The following is a 24,303-nucleotide window of genomic DNA, read 5'->3' as shown; positions in this document are numbered from 1 at the left end:
GAATGAATCAAATTGATACTGGGTTAGTTAAAAGGTTAATAGAGGAACAGTTTCCTGAATGGGCACATTTAGAGGTGCAACCTGTAAAGTTTAGTGGGCATGATAACAGAACATTTCACTTAGGGGATGAGATGAGTGTAAGGTTGCCAAGTGATGTAGCATATGCACCGCAAGTAGAGAAAGAAAGCAAGTGGCTACCTTTATTAAGTAAGGAGCTTTCTATACCTATTTCTATACCAATTGCCAAAGGAAATCCATCTGAAGTGTATCCATGGCCTTGGTCTATTAATAAGTGGATAGAGGGAGAAACAGTTACGACACAAAACGTTCGTGACTTAAATGAATTTGCAGCGGATTTAGGAGCATTTTTAGTAGAATTGCAGTCCATTGATGCGAGTAACGGACCGGTAGCTGGAGCACATAATTTTTACCGAGGCGGGCTAATATCTGTATACGATGAAGAAGCGAGAGGGGCTATCGAAAATAATAAGGACGTTTTTGATGAAACAGTATTAAAATATCTTTGGGATTTAGCACTTCAGTCAACGTGGGAGCGTAAGCCAGTTTGGATTCATGGGGATGTTGCACCAGGGAACTTACTCGTTAAGGACGGAAAGCTTTGTGCCGTCATTGATTTTGGTATATTAGGAGTAGGGGATCCGGCTTGTGATGCAGCGATGTCATGGACATTTTTTGATAAAAGTAGTAGAAAGATATTTAAAGAAGTACTGCAAATAGATGAAGAAACATGGAATAGAGCGAGAGGATGGGCACTTTGGAAGGCGTTAATTACGTATGATGCGAATAAGATTAATAATAAGATAGTGGCAGAAGAATCGTATCGTGTCATTCAAGTAATTGTGGATGATTATGGACAGTAATAGAAAAAGCCTATTTTGAATCATACGATCAAAATAGGCTTTTTTATATGATTAATCAATACTTAAAGCTTTTTTACCCATTTGATTATAACTGTGCTCAAATCGGGATTTTACCATTGGCTGGTCTTTTTTACCGTCTAATGGGTCATTATAATAAATGTTACGATCATCTACACCAGTTATGATAATAGTATGTACATTTCTGTATCCATTTACGGTTTTTCCTTGAGGTGTTTTCCAAGTTTGTTCTAGTTGTGGAGCAGTTATTTTGTTTCCTACCCACGCTACAACGGGTTTACCATTACGTACATAGCTTTCTAATACAGAGAAATCCTGTCCTGTTAAATCTGTACCTCTTGCATGTTTATCAAGTAATTGTTTCAATGGTGCCGGGTTAATAGAGTAACCATAATTTATTCCTCTTACATCACCAACGAATCCGATGTCTGGATCACCCCAAACTGAAATTTTCCCATCTCCTGTAGTCTGGCGTCGAGTTGTATCAAATGGCATTTGATTAGCAAAGTCTACTTTATTTAATGAACGTCCTGTATAGTATTCTAAAAGCATTTGGAGTGAAACAACTGCACTTCCTTTTTGTAGTTCCGGCAATTGATTAATGGCAGGAACATTTAAGAGGAGCTTTGGACGTAAGAGATAAGACATGTTTATCCATTTTGGTCCTTTATCTGTACGAATTTGTACCCATCCGTCATCTCCCATAGCTAATTCTTCGATGCCGCCTTGTGGAGCATACTTTCCAGATATTTTAGAAGAAAAATTAGGGCTATCGTAAGCGAAAAATGTTCTTGGTATATATGTTAGTTCTTTTCCTTCTCCCTCTTTTAAATATGGATTCATCCATTGAAGACCTTCGCTAGTGCGAATTTTTAACCAGATGCTATTTTCTTCAACTACTGTTACAGTTTGAGGGGGATATTTACCAACCACATATCCTGTTCTTGACGGTCTATCAAAGGTAACAAAGTTTTTATCAATGTATACTTGTTTCTCTTTTAATGGTGTCCACTTTAACCCATGATCCGTAGCAATTTTAATCCATCCATTTTCAGATTCATCGAATACAGTAACGGTTTGTGGAGCATATTCAGCAAGTATACCTGAATGAAGAGAGGTTTCAGGATAAATAAAATAATGTTGTTTCATAGTAACTTGCTTTAATTTAATTTCTTTATCTTTCGATTGGTCTGTGCGAGCAACTAAACTTGCAGCTTCTGCACGGGTAATAGTTTTATCTGGATACCAATGACTACCACCATAACCTAGTGAAATACCAAGAGCAACAAGAAGGTTGGCCGATTTTTCACTCCAGTGTCCTTTTAAATCTAGGAATACAGTAGGGAGTTTTTCAGTGGCTTTTTTGTCTAAGTTATATGAATGAACAAGCATAGAAGCCATAGCCGCTCTTGTTAGTTTTCCAGAAGGCTCGAAATTACCATTACCGACTCCTTTAATAATCCCAGCTTTTTCAACTGCAGCAATATAAGGAGTAGCCCAATGTTCTTGAGAATCTTTAAATGATGGTTTTGCTAAAGCGTCTATTTGTAAGTTTAATATTTTTGCCATGATAATTGCGGCAGAAGCTCTATCAATTTCAAGATTAGGTCCAAATGTACCGTCTGGTAAGCCAGATAAGACTTTTTTCTTTACTAAATAATCAACGGACGGCTTTGCCCAGCCAATAACATCAGGAAACTGATAGTAGTAATCGTCTTCGTCTTCGTCTTCGTAATTCCCCAACTGCGCATTATTTTTTTGTGTTACAGTTTCACTCACAGCTAGAGAGCTAGATGGAGCGATGATAGCACCAAATAGCAACGCACTTGCCATAGTTATTTTTATTGTTTTCAAATTCCCATTCTCCTTCTATTTTTATGTAGATTAATTTAAAGAGTAAATTGAAAAAAGAAATAATTTAGTTACAAAATATATGTTTAAAATAAGTATATGTAACATGTATGAAAGATATTATATGATAATTTTTGGAGACTGACAATAAAAAAGTAAGATTATTGCTTGTATAATTTTCAAATGAAAAGAAGGGATTTAATATAATTATACAGAATATTTAGATAATAGGAGGTGTCGGATTTTGAGTGAAATTGAATTAAAAAGGAATGTAATTAAGACAGGAAGTGAGAAGAGCATTATTCTTCGGTTTATACTCGCTAGTTTAGTAGGAGTGTTTATGTTTTTCGTACCGGTTACGATAAACGGTGCTTCTTCCATAATGATTGATCATATCGTGTCGTGGATTAGAGCCTCGGTTCCGAGCATCGTACCTTATTACGCACTACTCGTTATGATAATGGGTGCGATTTATCCGTTTTATACGAAAAAATGGAATGTATCCCTCGTAGACATTTGTTTTTCTATTTTAAAAGTAGTTGGCGTCGTTTTCGGTGTACTATATTGTTTGAAAGTAGGGCCAGCTTGGTTCTTTGCACCAGATGTTGGGCCATTTTTATATGAGAAGCTAGTTATATCGGTAAGTTTACTCGTTCCTATTGGTTCGGCTTTTTTAGCATTATTAGTCGGATATGGATTGCTTGAATTTATCGGTACGTTTTGCCGTCCGATTATGAGGCCGTTATGGAAAACACCTGGACGATCAGCAATTGATGCGGTTGCTTCTTTCGTTGGAAGTTATTCGCTTGCACTTCTCATTACTAACCGAGTTTATAAAGAGGGAAAATATACGACAAAAGAAGCAGCCATTATCGCTACAGGCTTTTCTACAGTATCGGCAACATTTATGATCATCATCGCAAAAACATTAGACATTATGCATTTATGGAATGTTTATTTTTGGACTACTCTCGTTGTAACATTCATCGTAACTGCTATCACCGTAAGACTCCCGCCCCTTAGTAGAAAACCAGATACATATGTAACGAAAGAAGGGTTCCCAGAGCCTGTTTATAAAGAGAAAATGTTAGAGCGTGCTTGGGAAGATGCGCTAGAAGTATCGAAATCTGCACCGAGTATTATAAAAAATATCGCAGTGAACTTAAAAGATGGGTTTATTATGACAATGGGGATTTTACCTTCCATTATGTCAGTAGGATTAATTGGTATCGTCTTAGCGAAATTCACACCAATATTTGATTGGGTCAGCTATATTTTTTATCCTTTTACATGGGCTTTACAACTGCCAGAAGCAGACTTAGCTGCTAAAGCGGCATCCGTCGGTATTGCGGAAATGTTTTTACCATCATTATTAGTAGTTAGTGCACCACTTGTGACAAAGTTTGTCATTGCGGTTGTTTCGGTATCATCTATATTGTTTTTCTCAGCATCCATCCCTTGTATTTTATCGACAGATATTCCGTTAAAAGTATCAGAACTTATTATTCTGTACGTACAAAGAACGATATTAACATTGCTTATCATTACGCCGATTGCTTATTTGTTGCTTTAAAAAGGGGAAAAGTATAAAAAAGAATCCTTCTATAAAAGGAAGGATTCTTTTGTTTAGTGTTTTTATCAAGTAAATACCTTAAAATGTACACTGTTTTGATGTTTTATTTGTTTTTCGAATATGACGTAATACTTCTTAAGAAAATTCCTAATCCTGCAAAAAAGAATCCTAAACATAATAAGCTGCCTGGCGTTCCCCAAGTAATTTGATCTAGCATTTTTATATCCTCCCATTTACCCCATATTAATTAACTGTAAAACTTTCACTGATTAAAGTTTCAATTTATTATTATATAGTATTTTTCGGGTTTCATTCAGAATTATCCATGCAATCAAACTGAAAAATTGATTCATAAATGAAAAAATAATCTTTTTGTAGAAATAATAGCGTTTTTGTTGTGCGAATTTTTAAAGAACGTATATAGACCTTTAGAAAAAGAAAAACCTTACATGAAATGAAACCAATATAAATGTAGCTTGATATAATGGGATGTACACGGTATTTATTAGAGGTTTTTGCGGATTATTATGTAAGAAGGTATTAAAACTTGAATTTTAAGTACATTTAAAAGTTAGCCTTTGCATTTTAATATCTATATAATTAAATGTTTATTTCTGTGATATAGTAAGAAAAAAGGGGGATTACAAATGGAAATCATTCACGAAAGAGTAAAGTTACGGTTAATGGATAGTAATGATGTCGAAACTTTGTTTTCGGTTGTAGAAGGAAATCGGGAAATTTGGGCGTATTTAATCTCTAAAATGGATAGTGTGCAAGATATGCAGCAATATGTGCAAAAAGCGATACAAGGTTATGGAAAGGGTACGCAAATCCCTTTCGTTGTAGTGGATCAACAGACAAATGCGATTGTAGGAAGTACACGTCTATATAATATTTCAGCAGAAGATAAAACAGTCGAGTTAGGACAAACGTGGTATCATCCAAGTGTCCAGCGTACGAGTATAAATACAGAGTGTAAGTATATGCTTCTCCAGTATGCTTTTGAAAAACTGCATATGCTGAGAGTGCAAATTAAGACGGATGCAAGAAATGAAAAAGCACAACGAGCGATTGAAAGGTTAGGTGCAGTAAAAGAGGGCGTGCTTAGAAATGAAAGAAAATTACCGAATGGTTATGTGAGAGATGCAGTTGTGTACAGTATTATCTCGAGTGAATGGCCAGACGTGAAAGAACAATTGTTAGAAAAATTAGAGTTGTATAAAGAAAAGCTATAATTCGTGTTTTGAAAGGTATATTGTTCGTAAGGCATGAAAATATACCTTTTTTCTTACAAAATGCTACTTTATTTTAATTCCTTTTGTTTCATCGTTCCCTTCTGAGAAAAAATTCGTTACAATGTAGTTGTATGGTAATAAACTTATGAATTTAAAACATGTAATGAAAACCGCAAATGAAAATGAATTGATAATCCTCAATTTTAAATGAAAACCCTTTTATACATAAATTACAAGTAAAGTTCCTTCTTTTAAATAAACTCAAACAAAACGATTTGATATAAATGTTTTTTTATAGAAGTATGGATGATGTACGGAGGCAATTACAAATGAAAGAAAATAAGAAGAGTAAGAAAAGACGAATCTTTCAAGTGTTTTTACTAATGATTTGTTCTGCTATTTTATATGTAAGTTATGCAGCTTACGATATTTGGAGTTATCGTTTTAAAACAGATGATAGCGTGAAAACGGATGCTGGTATCGTACTAGGAGCAGCTTCTTGGAATGGAAAACCATCTCCTGTATTTAAAGAAAGAATTAATCATGCGATTTCTTTATATAAGAACGGAAATATTAAAAAGATTATTTTTACAGGTGGTACAAAGTTCGAGGCAGAGCTTGAGGAAGCGCGTACTGCAAGAGTATATGCAATGAAACAAGGTGTAAAAGAGGAAGATATTTTAATTGAAACAAAATCCCTTTTCACTGAAGAAAATTTAAAGAATGCGAAGGAAGTTGGAATAGAGAACGGAATACGCACATACACGATTGTAAGTGATCCACTTCATATGAAACGCGCAATGAGAATCGCAAAACATATTAATATTGAAGCGTATGCTTCACCAACGCCGACATCAGCATATAAAACGTTAGATACAGAAATACCATTTTTCTTTAAAGAATTATTCTCGTATATTGGATATGTAACCTCTTTGCCGTTAAAGGCATTGAAGGGAGACTAATAAGAAAAGAACCTATCTTTCAATAGGAACTTTTCTTATTAGTCAAAAACATTGTATTTTTATCGGAATAGTGAAACAATAGAGAGGTAGCTTCATATAATCATAATGACACAATGAACGGTTTATGAATCGAGCATAAAGGAGATTATAGTATGGCACTCTCATTTGTTGAAACAGAAAAACAATCTTTCATTATTGAACAAATAAATAAATTGATTCCGAAGTTCATGGAAAGGGAGCATCAACTAAGTGAATTAGGATCATTTCCGTATGAAAATATAAATGATTTGAAAAATATCGGATATACGAAATTAACCTTACCGAAGGAAATTGGTGGTCGTGCGATTTCTTTATATGACTTCGTTTTATTTCAAGAGAAAATCGCGGAAGGCTGCGGGGCTACTGCATTATCGATTGGCTGGCATCTTGGTATTGTGAAAGAGCTGGCGGAAAATCGTTCTTGGAATGATGAGATGTTCAAATGGTTTTGCGAAGAAGTTCGTAATGGGGCGCTCTTTAACAGGGCAGCAACAGAACCGAAAACAGGGAGCCCGACGCGTGGCGGTAAACCAGAAACAATAGCGGTTCAACAAGGCGAGAAGTGGGTTATAAATGGAAGGAAAACTTTTACAACGATGGCGCCAGTACTTGATTATTTTATTATTTCAGCAAGTATGGAAGGCAAAGAAGAAGTTGGTGAGTTTGTCATTCCAAGAAATACACTCGGTGTATCCATTGAAGAAACGTGGGATAGCGTTGCAATGCGAGGGACTGCTAGCCACGACCTTGTCTTACAAAATGTAGAGATAGACAACCGTTTTTTTACGGATGTAAAAGGCGGGAAAGTGAAACAAAAGGGTATTGGCTGGTTGCTACATATACCAGCATGTTATTTAGGAATTGCACAAGCAGCAAGAAATTATGCAGTTCAATTTGCGGGATCATACAAACCAAATAGTTTAAACCATTCAATTAGTTTATTGCCGAATGTTAGAAGATTAGTCGGAGAATTAGAACTTGAGCTTATGCAAGCTCGCGTCTTTTTATATCAAATTGCGAAAAAGTACGATGAGGCAGAAGATAAACTATCACTGCAAGCCGAACTAGCAGCAGTGAAATATGCTGTAACGAATGCGGCAATATCTATTGTAGATAAAGCAATGCGCATCGTAGGAGCAAAAAGTTTATCAGAAAAAAATCCACTTCATCGCTATTATTTAAACGTCAGAGCAGGATTGCACAATCCGCCGATGGATGATGCAACACTGTCTATATTAGCGGATGCGGCGTTTCGGTCGTAGATAAAAAAAGAAGATCCTATTGTAGGATCTTCTTTTTTTATAAAAATTAATAGAACGGAAACTCTATTAAATTATTAATCATATTACTTAAAAATTATGCGTAAGAATATAGTAAATGAAGGGAGATATAAAATGAATAAAGTGAAACTGAAAGTATTTAATATAAAGTATGTAATGATATGTATTTTATTCACGATTATATGTATTCTCACTTCATTCTTCATTTCTAGTAATTCAAACGTATTTAAATCTTATTATATTAATCAATTATTAGGAACGAATTCTACTAAAGGCCTTATGTATATGATAGGCAGTGAAAATCGTTATTTTGCAGAAGAGTTTCATAAAGAAAAAGGACGAGCGTCTTTGGAATCTTTTTTACTTTCACTTTCTACAAATATTAATGTAAATGACCTCCGAAGCTTATTAACTCGAGAACTTCCAAATATGAATCAATTTTATTCGGAAATATTAATTGCAGGGGAAGGAACAGATTATACGAACATTCCTGAAGAATCTAGTATTCCTTTAGAGAATATTAAAGATAAAGGATCTGCTATTGAGCACCCAAAGAGTGAGAAAGAAAACAATTCAAATACACAAAATAACGGTGAAAATAAAGTTTTTATTTATCATACACATAGTTGGGAGTCGTTTATTCCTCTCATTCCAGGTGCTACTATACCTGATGATGCCTCTAGTACAAATAATGAAGTGAATATTACGTTTGTTGGAAATTATTTAAAACAAAAGTTAGAAGAAAAAGGAATAGGCGTTTCACATGATATGACAAATATGAGGGATTTTCTGCGAAATAAAAATTTAAACTGGGCCCAATCCTACAAAGGATCCCGTCAAATATTACAAGATAAATTAGCACAAGATAAAAATATTATGTTTCCAATTGATCTTCATAGGGATGATGCACGAAAAAATATTACAAAGAAAACGATTAATGGAAAGGCTTATGCTCGGCTTTATTTTATTTTAGGACGAGAAAACCCTAACTTTGAAAAAAATAAAAAAATAGTAACGGCAATAAATTCATATTTAGATGAGAAGTATTACGGTTTAAGCCGAGGGATTTTTATTAAAGATCGTAAAAGTGGTAACGGAGTATATAATCAAGATCTTTCTCCAAATGCATTACTTATTGAAATGGGAGGGGTAGATAATACACCAGAAGAATTATATGCTTCAGTTGATGCATTAGTAGAAGCATTTAGCCATTATTATAATGAAGTAACAAAGAAAAATAACTAAATGTATAGGGAAAACTAGTATTTTTGTAAAATAAAAAGGAGTGACACCTAGTCAGGCGTTCTAGGGGGTTACTCCTTTTTTGTAGAATATGAGAAATATAACACTACCAATACACGTTATCAATTGAAAAAATCTTTCTTTTCATTCTTCTTTTTATCGTTTTATAGGAGAATGCTATGCTTCTTATTTCACCTACTGTATAATAAGAAAAAAGCACGAAAAGAGGTCATCTCATGCTAGAGGTTATTGCAACATGTTTAGAAGATGTGAAACGAATTGAACGAGCTGGCGGGAAGCGAATTGAATTAATTACATCTTATACAGAAGGCGGTTTAACGCCGAGTTATGCATTTATTAAAAAAGCGGTAGAAGCAGTACATATACCGATTCACGTTATGATTCGTCCGCATGCGAAGTCTTTTACATATACGGAAGAAGAAATTGAAATGATGAAGGAAGATATTATCATTGCGCAGAAGTTAGGTGCAGCTGGTGTTGTATTAGGCGTATTAAACGAACGAAATGAAGTGGATGAAGAGAAATTAGCGGATTTATTGTCTGTTGTAGATGGAATAAATGTAACGTACCACCGTGCAATAGATGATATAGAAAATCCAGTAGAAGCGATGGGAACTTTAAAGAAGTTTCATAAAGTGACTCACGTTTTAACTTCAGGTGGACAAGGAAATATAGTTGATAATATTCCGGTGCTTACAGAAATGCAAAAGGTAAGCGATGGTCAAATTCAGCTTGTAGCTGGAGCTGGCGTGACGAAAGAAAATATAAAGCGATTGCTAGATGAAACTGGAATTTCGCAAGCTCATGTCGGTACAGCAGTAAGAGAAGGCAAATCATGTTTTGCTGAAATTGATCCTAATTTCGTACAAGAATTAGTTCGAATCATACAATAAACAATTAAGAAAGAGGAGAAACGATGAAGGAAAATACGAAGAAAGAATTATTCTCATGGGCTAAAACGATAGGATTTACCCTTGTATTAATCGCAATTATTCGCGGTGTTTTATTTACACCTTCATTAGTACAAGGCGAATCGATGATGCCCACTTTAGAAAATAACGAACGAGTTCTCGTGAATAAGATTGGTTATAGTATAAGTGGATTAGATCGCTTTGATATTATCGTTTTCCACGGAAAAGAAGGATATGATTTAGTAAAACGAGTAATTGGTTTACCAGGCGATACTGTTGAGTATAAAAATGATATGTTATATGTAAACGGCAAAGCGATGGAAGAACCATATTTAAAAGAGTTTAAAGAAAAAGCAGCAGGCCGTGTATTAACTCCAGACTTTACGTTAGAACAAATCACAGGAAAAACGAAAGTGCCAGAAGGTCAAGTGTTTGTTTTAGGGGATAATCGTGAAGTTTCTAAAGACGGTCGTATGTTTGGATTTATTTCAGAAGATGAAATTGTCGGAAAAGGACAAGCTGTTTTCTGGCCGTTGAAACAAGTAAGAGCGTTATAAAGAAAAAGTATGGGAGAAATATTCTTCCGGTGGATTTAAATCACATTTTTTGTGAAACTGAATGTTCATTTAAGAAAGACAGACAGAGGTCATTTTGATTATTATTTTTCAAAATGGCCTCTGTTTATTTGAAGATAGTATTGCAAGGAGGGATTTTAAATGATAACGAAAGAATCAGAAGTTATCTTAAACAGGAAAGGAGCCAGGAAAGTAAACGAAATTCCTAATGAGGTCTTACAATTACTACAGCAAGGGAAAATAGAAAGTGTTAATCTAACAGAATGGTTAGCTATAAATCATATTGAATTACTTAAAAATGTCTTACCTTCAATAGGACTCAAGAATGGTTTGGAATGTATAGTAGCTGAATTAGAAAAACAGAACGTTGAAACAGGAATGAAAGTCATACGAATAACAGGAACTTTATTGGATGAAATTATACTCAAAGAGAATGAAGGAAACAAGGAAGACGTACTGTTAAAATTATCTAAGCATATTTCAGATAGTGTACGATGTTGGGCAGCGGTTATGAATAAAAAATCAAATAACACATTAAAAGATATATTAACGTATATTCAACTTTTGCGTCGGATCATCATTTTGGTGTTCGGGAAATTGCTTGGATGTCTATTAGAGAAGATCTTTCACAAAATATAGAAGAAAGTGTGGAATTGTTAGTAGAATGGGCAAAAAGTGAAGATGAGAATATTCGCAGGTTCTCTGTAGAGTCTATTCGTCCTCGAGGTGTATGGAGTAAACATATTGAAATATTAAAACAAGAACCTGAAAAAGCACTTCCCATTCTTAATTTACTTAAATCAGATCCATCAAAATATGTACAAGATTCGGTTGGAAACTGGTTAAATGATGCAAGTAAAACGAAACCGGATTGGGTAATGAACCTGTGTGAAGAATGGGCTAAGGATACTGACATACAATCAACTAGTAGAATTATTAAAAAAGCTAAAAGAACGATTTTGAAAAATAAGTAATATGTAACTAATAGATTTGCTAGTTCTACGAAGAAACAATCAATCATGTAAAAAAAGAATACTTTGAATAACTATGAGAAGAGCATGTATTGATCAATACATGCTCTTTATATTTTCTTTTATATTAGTGTTATTAATGAAAGGTGATCAAATATTAGTTCAAATCTAAACTTCCGTACTTTTTTATTGTAACTTTTATTCAAATAGTTTTGTAGCAACATGTACTTTGGAAAGTGAACCGTCTCTATTTCTAAAAATAATTTTATATTCACCGTCAGGAAGCCAATCACTCCAATTTATACTAAATTCACTTATCGCTTGTTCCCCTGGTTTTAAAGTTCCGTCAATCATCCAAGCGCCTTTAGCGTTATATAAAGTATAACTAAAAGGAGAATCACCAGTATTTTGTACAAGAACGCTTAAGTTATCTCCATTAAAATAGTTGAAATTATAAGTGGTTGATCCGAAAAATGCAACGTCTTCGTTAGTTATGGCACGTTGTTCAATTTGAGAGTCTAGCTTCGTATCTTCGTTTGTAGCAAATGTCACATTATAACCTATACAAAAAGATAGCATAATAGCAGGAATCACTAGCAACTTTTTCAAAAGAAACACTCCTTATATTTCGTATTATGTATATAATGATTGAAAAATATTGAAATGTAATAGTTTAATGTGAAAATTTACAAATGTATGTAATGATTTACGCCTAATTTAAATTACTGACAAAATATAAAGGTTAAGTAGTTGAAAAATATATTGATAGAATTGAAAGAATATTTTATAATTTTAAATTATATGTTTGTTTCGAAAAACGGAATTTAAGTTCCGAAATTCGGAACAAGAGGGAGATAGAATGAGTATAAATAAAACGGCAGTTAAGACAATGGATATTTTAGAGTTGTTTTATGAGCATGAAGAGCTAAGTTTAACAGAGATGGTTCAGCTTACAAGTATGCCGAAAACATCTGTTTATCGTTTAATTGGCTCGTTAGAAGAAATGGAGTTTTTACAAAAAAACGAAAAGGGGAAATATCGTCTAGGAGTCGTTTTTTTACGGTTCGGTCAACTTGTTTCACAAAGATTATCAGTAAGAAATATTGCGATTCCATATATGAAAGAGCTTAGAGATAATTTAGGGCAGGCAGTTAATTTAATTATTCAAGATGGTAATGACGCGATTTATGTGGAAAAGATGGAAGGCGTTCAGCCTGTACGTGTGTATACGGCGGTTGGAAGACGAGCTCCACTTTATGCCGGTGCATGTCCGAGGATTTTATTATCGTATTTCTCAGAGGAAGAGAAACAGAAGTACGTAGAGGAAACGGATTTAAAACAGTTTGCAGATGGAACAATCGTTGATAAGAAACAATTGCTAGAAGTGTTACAAATGGCGAAAAAGGAAGGACATACAATTAGCTACTCTGAGTTAGAAAATCATACAGCGGCTATAGCAGCGCCCATTTTCGCAAGCGATGGAAAGGTTGTAGCAGGTATTAGTATTTCGGGATTAGCAATTGAATACAGCGAAAGTAATATTTCATATTTTATCGCGAGGGTGAAAGAGACAGCAAATCGCATTTCGAAAGAACTCGGCTTTTTGGCATAGAAAGAGGGAGTGGGATGAAATTTTCTGCGTTAGGGGATCAAGCAATTATTATTACATTTGGTGAAGAGATTGGGATGGATGTATACGAAAAAGTACAACGACTATTTCAAGCGTTGCAGCAACATCCGTTTACAGGAATGATTGAATGCGTTCCGTCATTTACTTCATTAGCCGTTTACTACAATTTGTATGAAGTATGGAAGGAAAATGGTAGAAAGATAAGACCGTATGATTACGTATGCCAATACATAACTGGAATGTTTGATACGTATAAGGAAGAGCTGAAACGAGATGTGAAACATATTTCTATACCAGTTTGTTACGGAGGAGAATATGGACCTGATTTAGAAGAAGTCGCATATTATCACGGTTTGCAAGTAGAAGATGTCATTCGAATACATAGTGAAACAACATATTTTGTGTATATGCTAGGTTTTACACCAGGGTTTCCGTATTTAGGAGGACTATCAAAAGAATTAGAAACACCTAGAAAAGAAATACCGCGGTTACAAATCTCACCTGGTTCGGTAGGAATCGGCGGAAATCAAACAGGTATTTATCCACTTGAAACACCGGGTGGATGGAATATTATTGGTCGAACACCAATCTCCTTATTTAATCCGGAAGAAGAAACACCAACCTTTATTCAAAGCGGTATGTATTTACGATTTATCCCAATAACGAAGGAAGAGTACGTATCACTTGAGGGGGCTAAAGAATGGATGTAGAGGTTTTGCATGCAGGAATGTTTACAACAGTCCAAGATTTAGGACGATCTCATTATCAACAATACGGCGTACCTGTTGGCGGGGCCATGGATCAAAGTGCACTTCGGATGATCAATATGTTGGTTGGTAATGAAGAGAATGAAGCGGGACTTGAAATGACGATCATGGGGCCTAAATTGTTAATAAAGAAAACGACGTTACTTGCGATTGGCGGTGCGGATATGGAACCGTTATTGAATGGAGAACGTATCCCGTTATGGCGTCCTATTTTAGCTGAAGAAGGTAGCATGCTTTGCTTTGGAAAAGTGAAAACTGGTTGCAGAGCGTATGTGACTTTTGCAGGTGGTATACATATTGCCCGTACGATGGGAAGCAAAAGTACTTACATACGTGCTGCGATTGGTGGTATTGAAGGAAGGATGCTAAAAAAAGGAGACTATTTTCAACTTGGTGAACGATCAGAAATGGCTCATCGTTTCATCCAAGACTTACAAAAGGGGGAGCGCATAAAAACGAAATGGGCAATTAGCAGCAGCGTACGACCAAGACATAAGAAGAATCCTAAGCTTCGTGTCATAGCTGATTTTGAATATGATCAGTTTACAGAAGAAAGTAGAAAGGCATTTTTTACGAAAGAGTATAAAGTATCTAATTATGCTGACCGTATGGGCTATAGGGTTGAAGGGGAAATTTTAAATAGAGCCGTTGAAAAAGAGATTTTATCGAGTCCAGTTACATATGGGACCATCCAAATTCCAAATAGCGGACAGCCGATTATATTAATGGCAGATAGGCAAACGACAGGTGGCTATCCGAGAATGGGAAATATCATTTCAGTAGATTTACCTCTTCTTGCTCAACTAAAACCGGGGGACTACGTTTCATTTGAGAAAATTACGCTTGAAGAAGCGGAACAATTGTACATAGAACAAGAAGTAAATATGAATCTATTAAAGAAATTCATTACTTTACGAAGCTGACATTAGGAGGGAATATCGTGACGACAATCGATTTAAATTGTGATTTAGGAGAAAGTTTTGGCGCTTATAAAATGGGGAATGATCATGAAATTCTTCCATTCGTATCCTCAATAAATGTTGCTTGTGGTTTTCATGCGGGTGATCCGTCCGTTATGAGGCAAACAGTTGAAAAGGCAATGCAGCATAACGTTGCAATAGGGGCACACCCCGGATTTCCAGATTTAATTGGATTTGGGAGAAGAAACATGAACGTTTCAGCAAGTGAAGTATACGATTATGTTTTATATCAAATTGGTGCATTAGACGGTTTTGTGAAAGCTGCTGGTGGGAAGATGCAGCATGTAAAGCCACACGGTGCCTTATATAATATGGCGGTGACTAATCCGGAAATTGCAGATGCAATCGCAAAGGCAATTTCTCATGTGAATCCCAAGTTATTACTGTACGGATTGGCAAATAGCGAGGCATATAAACAGGCTGCGGAAAAATATAACGTAACTCTCGTACAAGAAGCCTTTGCAGATCGTACGTATAAGCAAGATGGAACGCTGACAAGCCGTACAGAAGAAAATGCGCTAATAAAAAATGAAGATGAAGCGATAAAACAAGTGCTTCAAATGGTGAAAGAAGGATATGTAAATTCAGTGAATGGCGAGAAAGTAGCGGTTCAGGCGAAAACGATTTGTTTACATGGTGATGGGGAAAAAGCAGTTCAATTTGCGGGAAAAATATACAGAACATTCGTACTTAATGGTATTTCTATTTGTGCACCAAAATAAAAAATAGGGGGAAGTGCTGGAATGATTAAATTAATCGGGATACTACTTGTTGCAGTGGGCTTTTTATTTAGATTAAATACACTGTTAGTCGTTATGGTCGCAGGTATTGTTACTGGTATGGTTTCAGGATTAAGCTTTTATGATGTCATTAGCATGTTCGGTAAATTTTTCATAGAAAATAGATATATGTCTATGCCAATTATATTAACTTTACCGGTAATCGGAATTTTAGAGCGTTACGGTTTAAAAGAAAGAGCAGAAGCACTTATAACAAAATCAAAAGGCGCAACAACTGGAAGAGTATTAATGTCATATTTTACGATAAGAGAATCATCAGCAGCACTTGGACTGAATATTGGTGGTCATGCACAAACAGTAAGACCGCTCGTTGCACCGATGGCAGAAGGAGCGGCACAAGGTAAATACGGTAAACTACCTGAAAAATTAAGAGAGAAGATTAAAGCAAATGCAGCAGCTGCGGAAAATACAGCTTGGTTTTTCGGAGAGGATATATTTATCGCGACTGGTGCGATTCTATTAATGAAAGGGTTCTTCGATTCAGTAGGTATGCATGTCGGTGTATGGGATATGGCACTTTGGGGTATTCCAACTGCAATATCTGCACTTATTGTAAGCTGGATCAGATTTAGAAGATTTGATAAATATATAGCGAAAACGATGGAATCAAAAGAAAAAGAAGAGAAGGAGGCAATATAAAATGAACATCATCACAATGGATACAATCTATTACGTATTAGGTATAATCGTTGCCTTTATCGCTGTTCGTATTGCGTTTGATCGTGAACATCCAAATCGATTTGGTTCTAGCTTATTTTGGGCGTTATTTGCAGTTACATTTTTATTCGGAAATGTAATCCCTTCGTTTTACGTTGGCTGTATTGTGCTCGCAATGGTTATTTTAGCTTCACTAAATAAAGTAACAAAGTCTCAGGAGAAAGAAGTTCCAGTACAAGAACGTGTAAAACATGCTGAGAAATTAAAAAATAAAATTTTTATGCCTGCACTATTAATTCCTATTTTTACAATTATCGGTACGTTAACGTTAGGGAAAATTAAATGGGGGAATGTTTCCCTTGTTGATCCGGATAAAGTAACGCTAGTGGCTTTAGCACTAGGAGCATTACTTGCATTCGTTGCGGCGATGCGTATTACAAAATCGAAAATAACAACGCCTGTGCAAGAAGGAAGTAGACTATTACAAGCTGTCGGCTGGGCTGTTATTTTACCACAAATGCTAGCAGCACTTGGCGGTATTTTCGCAAAATCTGGCGTTGGCCAAGTCGTTTCTGATTTAGTCGGCCAAGTGTTACCGACAGAGTATCCGTTTGTTGCTGTTATGGCGTACTGTTTAGGAATGATGCTCTTTACAGTCGTAATGGGAAATGCGTTCGCAGCGTTTGCCGTTATTACTGGCGGAATTGGCTTACCTTTAATTGTTCAAATGCACGGGGGGAACCCAGCAATTATGGCAGCACTCGGGATGTTTGCTGGATATTGCGGAACGCTGCTTACACCAATGGCAGCAAACTTTAATATCGTTCCGGCAATGCTTTTAGAGCTAAAAGATAAAAATGCAGTTATTAAAGCGCAAGTACCAATTGCTCTTTCAATCTTTATCATAAATATGTTTATTATGTATGGCCTTGTATATCGTTTCTAATTAGGAGGATAAAACTATGAAAACAGTATTATTAACAGGGTTCGATCCGTTCGGCGGAGAAAGTATCAACCCAGCTTGGGAAGTCGCAAAAAGTTTGCATGAAAAAACAATCGGAGAGTACAAGATTATTAGTAAACAAGTCCCAACCGTATTTCATAAATCAATACAAGTTTTAAAAGAATATATAGAAGAACTAAATCCTGAAATGATTATATGTATCGGACAAGCTGGGGGTAGACCAGATATTACGATAGAGCGTGTCGCAATTAATGTTGATGATGCTAGAATTGCTGACAACGAAGGGAATCAGCCGGTAGATGTACCAGTCGTAGAAGAAGGACCAGCTGCTTATTGGTCTACACTTCCGATGAAAGCAATCGTTAAAAAACTTCAAGAAGAAGGCATACCAGCGTCCGTTTCACAATCAGCAGGTACATTCGTTTGTAATCATATCTTTTATGGTCTTATGCATGAGCTGGAGAAACATGATCAGAAAATAAAAGGCGGATTTGTCCATATTCCGTTTTTACCAGAACAAGCGAGCAAGTATCCAGGACAACCGAGTATGTCACTTTCTACTATCCGTAAAGGGATAGAATTGGCGCTTGAGGTTACGACGACAATTGAGGTCGATATTGTGGAAATTGGGGGTACGACGCATTAAGTAAGATTCTGAAGTATTATCGAAGTGCGTATGTAGTTGTTATTTTTGTTTGGAAGAAGGGGATATCGTTAACTTGATAATGATAGGGTACATTGCATATTTTAAATTCGCTCATTTTCATGTATAATTATTGTAAAAATTGGAATCTTTGAAATTGGGGTGGATATCTTGAAAAGTTTTGGTATGTTAGTATTCTCTACTGTGCTTTCAGCGGGGCTATTATATTATAATGCTCAATCCTTTTATAATAGGTTTACTTCTGGAAATACATATTACTGGGTAAACGGTATCCTAGCAGTTATCTTCCTTGTATTCCTGTACAATAATGCAAAAGATATCATCAAGAAAAACTATATAAAATAAGGAAGTTTAAAGAGTTCTTTATACAAAGACAACACCTCCTGTAAACAACTGGTATAATAAGAATAGGAAAATACATAGAGGTGATTTTTGTGCAACAATTTAAAGAAGTACGTTCAATTTTAGAGCAAGCGAAGAAAATTACAGTATTAACAGGCGCAGGAGCAAGTACGGAAAGTGGTATTCCAGATTTTCGTTCAGCAAATGGATTGTATGCTGATGCGAATGTGGAGATGTACTTATCAAGAGGGTACTATAACCGAAGTCCGAAAGAATTTTGGAAGCATTATAAAGAAATCTTCCAAATCAATACGTTTCATCAATATAAACCAAATTGTGGGCATCGTTTTTTAGCTGAATTAGAAGAGCAAGGGAAAGATATTACGATCTTAACGCAAAATATTGACGGCTTACATCAATTAGGTGGTAGTAAACATGTCATTGATCTACACGGAACGCTTCAAACAGCACATTGTCCGAAGTGTAAAGCGGGGTATGATTTGCAGTATATGATTGATCATGAAGTGCCTCGCTGCGAGAAGTGTAATTTCATTTTAAATCCAGACGTTGTGTTATACGGAGATACATTGCCGCGATATCAAAATGCGATGAAACGTTTATACGAAACAGATGTGCTTCTCGTTATGGGAACGTCATTAAAAGTGCAACCTGTCGCTTCATTCCCGCAAATTGTAAAAAGAGAAGTAGGCGCAACAACCATCTTAGTAAATGAAGAGTTAACAGGGCAAGAATATAACTTTGATTTTGTTTTTCAAAATAAGATTGGTGAATTTGTTGAAGGGTTGTCTTCAATGAAATAAGTTATCGAAAAAACTGGGGTATCCACCTCAGTTTTTTATTTGAGTAATCGCTGTTTTAAGCCACGTGAAAACATGTTGATAATGTAGTAACCACATCTCTATAACCTATAAAAAAGGTTTTAGTCGGCAAAATAGCATAATAGGAAGAAATGTTTTCTTTAGCGAACACACAATCGTCATAAAGTAAGCTAATATGTAGCTGTTGTGAAGGTTTTATTTGGTGTTGTTTTAGGTATAAAACTAAGTCATTATAAAGTTGTTCACTATAATTATTTACGGAATTTTCTATTGAAAGCTGACCTGCTATGCTAGTCCACCATACTTTAAAACTACATATTAATTCTTTAAATGATTCCTCATCACATAAATGAGCGTCAAAAAGCTTCTCGTAAAATATATGATTCTCCTCGTGAAAAATCTGCAAATCATATCTGTCGTTAGCAGTTTGCTTACGAAGAGTCAGCCATAATTCTTTGAAATTTGTTTTAAAGTCAGTGGAGAAATGTAATGTTTTTGCTATGTAAGGAAAACGTAAATTTCCTTTTTTCTCTTTTTGGTTGAGATACATATTTTGAATATAAATCATAAAGTTTAAACAATGAGACGCATTAGTATGTATTGTAAATGAATCTGTCATTTCATGTTCTCCTTAATAATGTTTTTTATTATTAGTATACAAATAAATGTAAATGAATGGTATGAAAAAATAATTATATACAATCTTTCTTTTAGAATAACATTCATGTTATTCCTTAATAAGGGAATGGTAATAAATAGGATATAAAATAAAAAAACTGAAAATTAAATCTTTTAATTCTTTTGTAATTAATATAAAATTCTATATATATCATATAAATAAATTTGATACATAATGATTCTGTGTAGAAATGTTAATAGAATGAAGCGAGGGAGCGAAATGAGACAGAAAAAGGAGCAGAAGAAACAATCGAAAAAGAAAAAGACTCATATTCCATTTCGATTAAATGTACTATTTTTTATCGTTTTTCTTTTATTTTCAGCTATTATAATTCAATTAGGTAAAGTACAAATCATTGATGGAGAAACGTATAGAAATGAAGTGAACAAAAAAGAAGATGTAACGGTAAGCACACCTGTACCTAGAGGGAAAATGTTTGATCGACAAGGTCATGTGATTGTAAATAATAAACCGCTACGAACCGTTACATATACGAAAATGAAAGGAGTAGATTCGAAAGAAGTTTTACAAGTAGCAAGAAATTTAGCCCAGCTAATTGAAATGTCGCCAGAAGATATAGATAGGTTGACAGAAACAGATAAGAAAGATTTTTGGATGCAGTTAAATGAAAAAAAGGCAGCAGCAAAAGTAACGAAAGAAGATGAGAATACATTTAGGAAGCAAGAGATAGAAGGGAAAGAATTAGATAAAAAAGTAGAAGAGTTACGTAGGGAAAGAATTACACAAGAGGAATTAAGCGAACTTTCAAAAGAGGATCTAGAAGTACTAGCAATTAAAAGTAGAATGAATGCAGGATATAAAATGACGCCGCAAATCGTTAAAAAAGATGTAAGTCAAAATGAATATGCGATTGTTAGTGAAAGATTGGCAAGCTTGCCAGGAGTAGATACGACAGTGGATTGGGAACGTGAATATCCAAATGATAAAATACTTCGTTCTATCCTTGGGAGTGTTTCTACTGAAAATGAAGGATTGCCAAGAGAACAATTGGATTATTACTTAGTACGTGATTATAACAGAAATGATCGTATTGGTAAGAGTTATATTGAAAAACAATACGAAGATGCACTACATGGAACGAAAGAACAGACTAGAAATATTACAGATAAAACAGGGAATATTATTCGAACTGAAAAAGTGACTGAAGGAAAAAGTGGAAATAATTTAATGTTAACAGTAGATATGGATTTACAGAAAAAAGTAGAGGAAAGCCTTGAAAAGAACTTACGAGCATTCCATTCTGCAGAGCCGATGATGGATCGTGCGTTCGTTGTAATGATGAACCCGAAAAACGGTCAAATTTTATCGATGGCAGGAAAGAAAATTGTAAAAAAAGATGGCGGCATGCAAATAGAAGATTATGCTTTAGGAACGATGACAAGTTCTTATGAATTAGGATCAACTGTAAAAGGGGCTACTTTATTAGCCGGATATCAAACTGAAACAATTAAGCCGTATACGCATTTCTTTGATGCACCAATGTATTTTAAAGGAAGTACTAAGCCGAAGAAATCGTGGAAAGATTTTGGTGATATTGATGATTTAAGAGCTTTACAAGTTTCATCAAACGTTTATATGTTTAATACAGCTTTAAAAATGGCGGGTATAAATTATGTGCCAAACAATCCGTTAGACATTAAAAAAGAGACATTTAATAAAATGCGCTACTATTTTAGACAATTTGGTTTAGGTGTACCGACTGGTATTGATTTGCCGAATGAATCGATTGGTCAAATGGGTAGAACTGATAACATACCTGGTTTTTTACTTGATTATGCGATTGGACAGTATGATACATATACACCTCTTCAACTTGCTCAATATATTTCAACGATTGCAAATGGCGGTTACCGAATGAAACCGCAAATTGTACAAGAAGTGAGAGAGCAACCACATAGACCAGAGGATGTTGGAAAAGTTATTCGATCTATTGAACCAGTTATTTTAAATCGGGTAGATATGAACACTTCATACATTAATCATGTAAAAGAAGGGTTTAGAAGAGTATTCCAGGAAACTGACGGAACAGGTGCTGGAACGTTTAAAGGATTACCATATAAACCAGCTGGAAAAACAGGGACAGCTGAAACGGTATATGGTGGAGAAAGTGATATTGGAAGAGATGAAAACAATAACCGAAAAAAATGTTATAATTTAACTCTTGCCGGTTATGCACCATATGATGCTGATCCAGAAGTAGCTTTTTCAGTTGTTGTACCATGGGTAAATGATGACAAATCAGGAATTAATTCCGCGATTGGTAAAGAGATTTTGGATGCGTATTTTGAATTGAAAACGAAAAGATCGGGTGGAAATCCAGTCCCAGTAGAGCAGCCGAACAAGAACCAGTAAAAATAATATCACTGCATTGAGACATATGGTGCAGTGATATATTTTTTGATTTAAAAAGTGTTTGAATAAGGTGGGAATGGATATGAAACAGGAGATTAAGAAAGGTTGGGGGAAATACATACTCTTCGTGTTTGTTTTGGTAGTAGCCTATCATTCTTTTACTTTATGTAAAGTAGAAGGGAAATCGATGCAACCGACTTTATATGAAGAAGACTACGTATTTGTAAATAAAGCAGCAGTGCATTTTTCTAATTTAGAGCACGGAGAAATTGTCATTATAAAGGAAGATGATGAATCGAAATATTATGTAAAACGAGTAATTGGACTTCCTGGTGACGTAATTAACATAACGAATGGATCAATATATGTGAATGATAAAAAGCAAGAAGAACCGTATATAAATAAAGATTTATTCAATAATACGCAAGTGTTTTATAACTTTCAAAAAACAAAAATCCCGCCAAATAAGTTATTTGTCATGGGAGATAATCGTGAACTTAGTAGAGATAGTCGAAACGGTTTAGGTTATATTGAGGAAGATAATATAATAGGAAAAGTGGAATTTGTTTATTATCCTTTTTCAAAAATGAAGATCATAGAATAAGTGGGGAGTTACAAAACCCCACTTATTAACATTTCACTTTATTTTCTTTAAAAAACCTTTTGGGTTAAATGATATGAAAAACTTATGTTTAGATTCATCGATTATGAAATTGTTATTTGTAGCTAAAAACTCTTCAACAGCTTCCATGGGGCCAGGACCCCAATCGGGAGAAACAGGATTTCCATTAATAGATGTATCCTCTACAATAATATAACTGCCATTAGAAACGATAGATTTATAAAGCAACAGTTCTTTTGCTACATGCTCTTTACTATGATCTGAATCTAAAATAACTAAAATCACATCATCAGGTTTACGCATACTTAATATTGTTTGCACAGCGGTTACTGAAACAGAAGAAGCTGTTAAATACGTAATGCGATCATGGGATGGACGATTTGGTTGTGGAAATACATCGATAGTCAGAACGTGTCCTTTTCCAATTAAATCTAATACAGAAGCTAAATATAGTGCGCTACCACCATAACAAGTGCCACATTCAATAATTAAATCGGGTTTTAATTCGTAAATCATTTCTTGATACAAAAAAAGATCAGAGGGAAGTTTGAGAATGGGGACCCCGAGCCAATGTGTATCATATAACCAAACTCGACTATCGTAATATTGTTTTAAAAATTCGCTGCTTATGTTATCGATTTTGAACACTCCTTTCTGAAACGAAAGTTGTACAATATATTATGTGAAATATAATAATAAGGAGAATGTTTTTTAATAAAAATGAGCAAAATACCTCATTAAAAACCAATTGTTTGTATAATAAAAAACTTAATTCAGCAAGTTCTAATCAAAATACAATTTAAATATGTAGATGAGGGGAAAAGGAACGTATGTATAAGTACACAATTTGCTTCATTAGAAAATGAAATGAAATACTCTTATTGAATAGAAATAAAAAGCCGAATATGGGAATGTGGAATGGTGTCGGAGGAAAAATAGAAGAGAATGAAACGCCATACGAAGGAATTATTAGAGAAACGCTTGAGGAAACGGGAATAGAGCTTCCAAGTGTAACGTATAAAGGGAATGTTATTTTTAAACATAAAGACGAGTCTTGGTATAGTGAGGGAATGTATGTATTCCTTGCTGATTTACCAGATGGAGTACAAATGAATACACCATTAAGTACGGCGGAAGGATTATTAGAATGGAAAGAAATTGATTGGATATTGAATCATGATAATAGAGGTGTAGTTAGCAATTTACAAAAATACTTACCGATAATATTAAAAGAAGAAAATAAGTTAGAGCATATATTCACATATGATAACCGGAATATTATTAATTACACAACTGCATGTTTGATGGAAGATGATGCGAACAAGCGGTATGAAAAACAACTTGTTTCTCAATAGAAAAAGTATAAAAATAATCACTCTTATAATCTAATAGAGAATATTTTAATAGAGCAATCAGCATTTTTATGT

The 24,303-nt window shown here is 34.8% G+C and carries 24 protein-coding genes and 1 pseudogene; 21 read left to right on the top strand and 4 right to left on the bottom strand.

Annotated elements, in window-relative coordinates; genetic code table 11:
* Nucleotides 1-2: 2 nt before the first annotated feature.
* Nucleotides 3-881 (top strand): aminoglycoside phosphotransferase family protein, encoded by an 879-nt coding sequence (locus ATN06_RS15590; protein WP_060631410.1) that lies wholly within the window; start codon nucleotides 3-5, stop codon nucleotides 879-881.
* A 51-nt stretch (nucleotides 882-932) separates the two neighbouring features.
* On the opposite strand, the gene ATN06_RS15585 is transcribed toward ATN06_RS15590, so the two are convergent.
* Complete coding sequence (locus ATN06_RS15585) at nucleotides 933-2,753, bottom strand: S-layer homology domain-containing protein (RefSeq protein ID WP_060631409.1); 1,821 nt, start codon at nucleotides 2,751-2,753, stop codon at nucleotides 933-935.
* Nucleotides 2,754-2,994: 241 nt separating this feature from the next.
* Between ATN06_RS15585 and ATN06_RS15580 the strand changes: the two genes are divergently transcribed.
* The 8 genes and pseudogenes from ATN06_RS15580 (at nucleotide 2,995) to ATN06_RS15545 (ending at nucleotide 11,562) form a co-directional block, all read left to right on the top strand.
* Complete coding sequence (locus ATN06_RS15580) at nucleotides 2,995-4,323, top strand: YjiH family protein (protein ID WP_060631408.1); 1,329 nt, start codon at nucleotides 2,995-2,997, stop codon at nucleotides 4,321-4,323.
* A gap of 647 nt (nucleotides 4,324-4,970) precedes the next feature.
* A complete protein-coding gene (locus ATN06_RS15575; RefSeq protein WP_060631407.1) occupies nucleotides 4,971-5,558 on the top strand; it encodes a GNAT family N-acetyltransferase in 588 nt (195 codons plus the stop codon).
* A gap of 329 nt (nucleotides 5,559-5,887) precedes the next feature.
* A complete protein-coding gene (locus ATN06_RS15570; protein WP_000662223.1) occupies nucleotides 5,888-6,520 on the top strand; it encodes a YdcF family protein in 633 nt (210 codons plus the stop codon).
* Nucleotides 6,521-6,672: 152 nt separating this feature from the next.
* Nucleotides 6,673-7,821, top strand: coding sequence for an acyl-CoA dehydrogenase family protein (locus tag ATN06_RS15565; RefSeq protein ID WP_060631406.1), 1,149 nt, complete (start codon nucleotides 6,673-6,675; stop codon nucleotides 7,819-7,821).
* Between the two features lie 132 nt (nucleotides 7,822-7,953).
* Nucleotides 7,954-9,084 (top strand): stage II sporulation protein P, encoded by a 1,131-nt coding sequence (gene spoIIP / locus ATN06_RS15560; RefSeq protein WP_060631405.1) that lies wholly within the window; start codon nucleotides 7,954-7,956, stop codon nucleotides 9,082-9,084.
* 233 nt (nucleotides 9,085-9,317) lie between these two features.
* Nucleotides 9,318-9,995 (top strand): copper homeostasis protein CutC, encoded by a 678-nt coding sequence (locus ATN06_RS15555; protein WP_060631404.1) that lies wholly within the window; start codon nucleotides 9,318-9,320, stop codon nucleotides 9,993-9,995.
* A gap of 23 nt (nucleotides 9,996-10,018) precedes the next feature.
* Nucleotides 10,019-10,570, top strand: coding sequence for a signal peptidase I (gene lepB, locus ATN06_RS15550; protein WP_060631403.1), 552 nt, complete (start codon nucleotides 10,019-10,021; stop codon nucleotides 10,568-10,570).
* A gap of 159 nt (nucleotides 10,571-10,729) precedes the next feature.
* Nucleotides 10,730-11,562, top strand: a pseudogene (locus ATN06_RS15545) (DNA alkylation repair protein).
* A gap of 195 nt (nucleotides 11,563-11,757) precedes the next feature.
* Here ATN06_RS15545 and ATN06_RS15540 read toward each other — a convergent pair.
* The gene (locus ATN06_RS15540) at nucleotides 11,758-12,168 is read right to left on the bottom strand and encodes a hypothetical protein (RefSeq protein WP_000735607.1); all 411 of its coding nucleotides are present in this window, start codon (nucleotides 12,166-12,168) and stop codon (nucleotides 11,758-11,760) included.
* A gap of 250 nt (nucleotides 12,169-12,418) precedes the next feature.
* On the opposite strand from ATN06_RS15540, the gene ATN06_RS15535 reads away from it, so the two are divergent.
* From ATN06_RS15535 to ATN06_RS15500, 9 genes are all read left to right on the top strand, one after another.
* Nucleotides 12,419-13,171, top strand: a complete 753-nt coding sequence (locus ATN06_RS15535) for an IclR family transcriptional regulator (protein WP_060631402.1) — start codon at nucleotides 12,419-12,421, stop codon at nucleotides 13,169-13,171.
* A gap of 14 nt (nucleotides 13,172-13,185) precedes the next feature.
* Nucleotides 13,186-13,899 carry a 5-oxoprolinase subunit PxpB gene (gene pxpB / locus ATN06_RS15530; protein ID WP_060631401.1) on the top strand — a complete coding sequence of 238 codons (714 nt, stop codon included), beginning with the start codon at nucleotides 13,186-13,188 and terminating at the stop codon, nucleotides 13,897-13,899.
* Nucleotides 13,890-14,879: a 5-oxoprolinase subunit C family protein gene (locus ATN06_RS15525; RefSeq protein WP_060631400.1), complete on the top strand. Its 990-nt coding sequence runs from the start codon at nucleotides 13,890-13,892 to the stop codon at nucleotides 14,877-14,879. The genes pxpB and ATN06_RS15525 overlap by 10 nt, the downstream gene beginning before the upstream one ends.
* A gap of 17 nt (nucleotides 14,880-14,896) precedes the next feature.
* The gene (gene pxpA, locus ATN06_RS15520; RefSeq protein WP_060631399.1) at nucleotides 14,897-15,658 is read left to right on the top strand and encodes a 5-oxoprolinase subunit PxpA; all 762 of its coding nucleotides are present in this window, start codon (nucleotides 14,897-14,899) and stop codon (nucleotides 15,656-15,658) included.
* A 21-nt stretch (nucleotides 15,659-15,679) separates the two neighbouring features.
* Nucleotides 15,680-16,375 carry a DUF969 domain-containing protein gene (locus tag ATN06_RS15515; protein WP_060631398.1) on the top strand — a complete coding sequence of 232 codons (696 nt, stop codon included), beginning with the start codon at nucleotides 15,680-15,682 and terminating at the stop codon, nucleotides 16,373-16,375.
* A gap of 1 nt (nucleotide 16,376) precedes the next feature.
* Complete coding sequence (locus ATN06_RS15510; RefSeq protein ID WP_060631397.1) at nucleotides 16,377-17,339, top strand: DUF979 domain-containing protein; 963 nt, start codon at nucleotides 16,377-16,379, stop codon at nucleotides 17,337-17,339.
* 16 nt (nucleotides 17,340-17,355) lie between these two features.
* On the top strand, nucleotides 17,356-18,003 hold the full coding sequence (gene pcp, locus ATN06_RS15505; protein ID WP_060631396.1) for a pyroglutamyl-peptidase I: 648 nt from the start codon (nucleotides 17,356-17,358) through the stop codon (nucleotides 18,001-18,003).
* Nucleotides 18,004-18,171: 168 nt separating this feature from the next.
* Complete coding sequence (locus tag ATN06_RS28545; RefSeq protein WP_048547791.1) at nucleotides 18,172-18,366, top strand: hypothetical protein; 195 nt, start codon at nucleotides 18,172-18,174, stop codon at nucleotides 18,364-18,366.
* Between the two features lie 80 nt (nucleotides 18,367-18,446).
* On the top strand, nucleotides 18,447-19,184 hold the full coding sequence (locus tag ATN06_RS15500) for an NAD-dependent protein deacylase (RefSeq protein ID WP_088116018.1): 738 nt from the start codon (nucleotides 18,447-18,449) through the stop codon (nucleotides 19,182-19,184).
* A 55-nt stretch (nucleotides 19,185-19,239) separates the two neighbouring features.
* Here ATN06_RS15500 and ATN06_RS15495 read toward each other — a convergent pair whose 3' ends face one another.
* Nucleotides 19,240-19,821: a hypothetical protein gene (locus ATN06_RS15495; protein ID WP_060631394.1), complete on the bottom strand. Its 582-nt coding sequence runs from the start codon at nucleotides 19,819-19,821 to the stop codon at nucleotides 19,240-19,242.
* A 279-nt stretch (nucleotides 19,822-20,100) separates the two neighbouring features.
* Between ATN06_RS15495 and ATN06_RS15490 the strand changes: the two genes are divergently transcribed.
* On the top strand, nucleotides 20,101-22,254 hold the full coding sequence (locus ATN06_RS15490) for a peptidoglycan D,D-transpeptidase FtsI family protein (protein WP_060631393.1): 2,154 nt from the start codon (nucleotides 20,101-20,103) through the stop codon (nucleotides 22,252-22,254).
* An 82-nt stretch (nucleotides 22,255-22,336) separates the two neighbouring features.
* Nucleotides 22,337-22,858: a signal peptidase I gene (lepB, locus tag ATN06_RS15485; RefSeq protein WP_060631392.1), complete on the top strand. Its 522-nt coding sequence runs from the start codon at nucleotides 22,337-22,339 to the stop codon at nucleotides 22,856-22,858.
* A 33-nt stretch (nucleotides 22,859-22,891) separates the two neighbouring features.
* Here the strand turns inward: lepB (ATN06_RS15485) and ATN06_RS15480 are convergent, their stop codons facing one another.
* Nucleotides 22,892-23,524 carry a cephalosporin hydroxylase family protein gene (locus ATN06_RS15480; protein ID WP_088116019.1) on the bottom strand — a complete coding sequence of 211 codons (633 nt, stop codon included), beginning with the start codon at nucleotides 23,522-23,524 and terminating at the stop codon, nucleotides 22,892-22,894.
* 224 nt (nucleotides 23,525-23,748) lie between these two features.
* On the opposite strand from ATN06_RS15480, the gene ATN06_RS15475 reads away from it, so the two are divergent.
* Nucleotides 23,749-24,231 carry an NUDIX hydrolase gene (locus ATN06_RS15475; protein WP_234415841.1) on the top strand — a complete coding sequence of 161 codons (483 nt, stop codon included), beginning with the start codon at nucleotides 23,749-23,751 and terminating at the stop codon, nucleotides 24,229-24,231.
* The last annotated feature ends 72 nt before the right edge of the window (nucleotides 24,232-24,303 follow it).

It is taken from the genome of Bacillus thuringiensis (genome assembly GCF_001455345.1).
Taxonomy (GTDB): Bacteria; Bacillota; Bacilli; order Bacillales; family Bacillaceae_G; genus Bacillus_A; species Bacillus_A thuringiensis_N.
The sequence above is the reverse complement of the archived record's forward strand: the minus strand, read 5'-3'. Positions and strand labels throughout refer to the sequence as shown.

Excerpts from the sequence above, each read along its gene's own strand:
- ATN06_RS15590 (WP_060631410.1), top strand. The coding sequence starts at position 3 with ATGAATCAAATTGATACTGGGTTAGTTAAAAGGTTAATAGAGGAACAG.
- ATN06_RS15575 (WP_060631407.1), top strand. The coding sequence starts at position 4,971 with ATGGAAATCATTCACGAAAGAGTAAAGTTACGGTTAATGGATAGTAAT.
- ATN06_RS15570 (WP_000662223.1), top strand. The coding sequence starts at position 5,888 with ATGAAAGAAAATAAGAAGAGTAAGAAAAGACGAATCTTTCAAGTGTTT.
- ATN06_RS15565 (WP_060631406.1), top strand. The coding sequence starts at position 6,673 with ATGGCACTCTCATTTGTTGAAACAGAAAAACAATCTTTCATTATTGAA.
- spoIIP (WP_060631405.1), top strand. The coding sequence starts at position 7,954 with ATGAATAAAGTGAAACTGAAAGTATTTAATATAAAGTATGTAATGATA.
- ATN06_RS15555 (WP_060631404.1), top strand. The coding sequence starts at position 9,318 with ATGCTAGAGGTTATTGCAACATGTTTAGAAGATGTGAAACGAATTGAA.
- lepB (WP_060631403.1), top strand. The coding sequence starts at position 10,019 with ATGAAGGAAAATACGAAGAAAGAATTATTCTCATGGGCTAAAACGATA.
- ATN06_RS15535 (WP_060631402.1), top strand. The coding sequence starts at position 12,419 with ATGAGTATAAATAAAACGGCAGTTAAGACAATGGATATTTTAGAGTTG.
- pxpB (WP_060631401.1), top strand. The coding sequence starts at position 13,186 with ATGAAATTTTCTGCGTTAGGGGATCAAGCAATTATTATTACATTTGGT.
- ATN06_RS15525 (WP_060631400.1), top strand. The coding sequence starts at position 13,890 with ATGGATGTAGAGGTTTTGCATGCAGGAATGTTTACAACAGTCCAAGAT.
- ATN06_RS15515 (WP_060631398.1), top strand. The coding sequence starts at position 15,680 with ATGATTAAATTAATCGGGATACTACTTGTTGCAGTGGGCTTTTTATTT.
- ATN06_RS15510 (WP_060631397.1), top strand. The coding sequence starts at position 16,377 with ATGAACATCATCACAATGGATACAATCTATTACGTATTAGGTATAATC.
- pcp (WP_060631396.1), top strand. The coding sequence starts at position 17,356 with ATGAAAACAGTATTATTAACAGGGTTCGATCCGTTCGGCGGAGAAAGT.
- ATN06_RS15495 (WP_060631394.1), bottom strand. The coding sequence starts at position 19,821 with ATGACAGATTCATTTACAATACATACTAATGCGTCTCATTGTTTAAAC.
- ATN06_RS15490 (WP_060631393.1), top strand. The coding sequence starts at position 20,101 with ATGAGACAGAAAAAGGAGCAGAAGAAACAATCGAAAAAGAAAAAGACT.
- lepB (WP_060631392.1), top strand. The coding sequence starts at position 22,337 with ATGAAACAGGAGATTAAGAAAGGTTGGGGGAAATACATACTCTTCGTG.